Source organism: Phaeovulum sp. (assembly GCF_041596715.1).
Taxonomy (GTDB): domain Bacteria; phylum Pseudomonadota; class Alphaproteobacteria; order Rhodobacterales; family Rhodobacteraceae; genus UBA6213.
The window spans coordinates 1-2,081 of record NZ_JBFHIA010000365.1 but is presented as its reverse complement, the minus strand read 5'-3'; the positions used below and the strand labels follow the sequence as shown (position 1 = coordinate 2,081).

Genomic DNA, 2,081 nt, shown 5'->3' with positions numbered 1-2,081 from the left:
CTGCGCACCGTGCCGCGCTGCCACGGCATGGCCACGTTACATTTCGCGGCCTCGGCAATTGCCGATTGCAGCCAGCGGCGCGGTTTTTTCGGTGTCATATTCTACTCCTGTCTTGCATTGCTTCAGGGTCTTGCCGCCTCGTTGATTAGTTTTCACAGTTCAATGCGGCGCCGATGCGGCAAGCTCGGGCAATTGCTGTGAATATGCGGCGATCCCACCGCCCAGAAAATGAGCGGCATTTGTCTTGATATGCAGAGGTTTGTTGGCAGATCAGGGCGTCAGCACGCCGCAGATTGTGGCGAAGGTGCGGCGCCGGTCAGAGCCGGATGGCAGAAAGCAGGCGCCCGTAATCGGCCTCACCCAGATGCGTCGTGCGGCGATAAGAATAAAACCGATCCGGGTCGGAATAGGTGCAATGGCGCGTCCATTCCGCGTGTTTGACCCCGGCGTCGCGCAGCCTGTTCAGCGTGTAAGCCGGCAGATCGAACATCGGCCGCCCATTCGGACCGCCTGCAAAAAAGCGCGCGTTGCCAGCGTCTTCGGTTAAAAACGTCTCCATGAAATCGTGGCCGACTTCGTAGGCGCGCTGGCTGATGCAGGGCCCGATCACAGCGACCGTATCGCCACGCTGCGCCCCCAGTGCCTCCATCGCCTCAAGCGTGGCTTCCAGTACGCCTGCAAGCGATCCTTTCCAGCCTGCATGTGCCGCACCAATAACGCCCGCGCGGGCATCGGCAAAAAGCACCGGCTGGCAATCGGCGCTTTGCACCGTCAGCACAACGCCCGGCGTTGCCGTGACCAGCGCATCGGCGCGCGGCAAGGGGCGGGGCGGCGGCGCGGTAACGGTGATGGCATCTGCGGAATGGACTTGGTTCACCCCGGCCAGCGCCTCGGGATCGGCACCCATCGCCGCCGCCGCGCGCGCACGGTTGATCGCCACCGCCTCGCTCTGATCGCTTGACCCGGGGCCACAATTCAACCCGGCGAATATCCCCGACGAGGCACCGCCACGGCGGGTGAAGAACGCATGCCGAAACGGAGACAGGGTGGGTGAGGTCAGAAACTCAAGCGTCGTTGGCATGGCCTGCCCTTGGCTGCTCCGGCGCGAACCCGGCGGGAGGGGGCGCACCCAAAGGGTGAATTGCAATTGCTTTGAACAGGTTTCCCATTTCCTGCGGATGGGTCAATCGTTGGTGCGCGGCGATGTGGTTGTCAAGCGCGGTGCCGGTCAGCCCGCGCGCCAATCGTTGCGCCCGCTCGGTGATACCCAACTGCTCCAACAGCACACCCTGCGGCACAAGCGCCGTAACGGCGGCCCCGGCGGCGCGCGCGGCGCGCGCCAAGGGGGCAAAGGCGACATGCGCGGTCAGATCGGCCTCGCCGGGTGCGGCGAGCGGATCGCAGGGCTTGTGCGCGCGCAAAGCCTGAAACGTGTCGCCAAGGCTTTCCCAGCCGCCGTAGTCGATGAAAATGGCAGCGCCGCCATGGGCTGCGATATGGCGGGCAACCTCGGCCACAGCCGCCTCGGCTGCGGCACAGGTTTCCACCACATCGCCGGGCCGGGTATCGGCAAGACGGTGCGCCAGTGCGGCAAATGGTTGCGGGGGGGCAAGTCCAAAGACAAGGTGCCCCTCCGCGTCGAGCCCCACATGCCGCTCTGCCCAGCCTTCTTCTGCGCGCACGAATTGGCGGATCGGCAGGGCGTCCAGAAACTCGTTGGCGATCAGATAAAGCGGCGCCTCGGGCAGATCGGAAAGGCTGTTGTGCCAATGGGGGACTACGGGCGCAAGTTTCTTGGCCTGCATCGCGCGCAACGTGGGCGATGCCTCAAGCAGATGCACCTCGGCCGCACCCGCAAAGCCCGGCACCCGCGCGGTCACATGCAAGATATCGGCCATCAGGGTGCCGCGCCCCGGGCCGGGTTCGGCCAGCACGATGCGCGCGGGCGCGCCCTGGTCCAACCAGGTTTGCGCCAGTGCCAGGCCCAGCACTTCGCCGAACATCTGGCTGATTTCCGGCGCGGTGATGAAGTCACCCGCAGCGCCAAGCGGGTCGTGCGTCGTGTAGTAGCCGTGCGATGG

At 65.2% G+C, this 2,081-nt stretch carries 2 protein-coding genes; both read right to left on the bottom strand.

Annotation, left to right across the window (positions count from 1 at the left end; translation table 11 throughout):
* Positions 1-316 precede the first annotated feature (316 nt).
* Positions 317-1,081 (bottom strand): peptidoglycan editing factor PgeF, encoded by a 765-nt coding sequence (gene pgeF, locus ABY403_RS16055; protein ID WP_372841816.1) that lies wholly within the window; start codon positions 1,079-1,081, stop codon positions 317-319.
* The coding region (locus ABY403_RS16050; protein ID WP_372841815.1) for a class I SAM-dependent methyltransferase at positions 1,065-2,081 on the bottom strand (1,017 nt) is incomplete at its 5' end. The genes ABY403_RS16050 and pgeF, both read right to left, overlap by 17 nt.

What these genes read in the sequence shown, in the direction of transcription:
- pgeF (WP_372841816.1), bottom strand. Translation starts at nt 1,081, where the DNA reads ATGCCAACGACGCTTGAGTTTCTGACCTCACCCACCCTGTCTCCGTTT.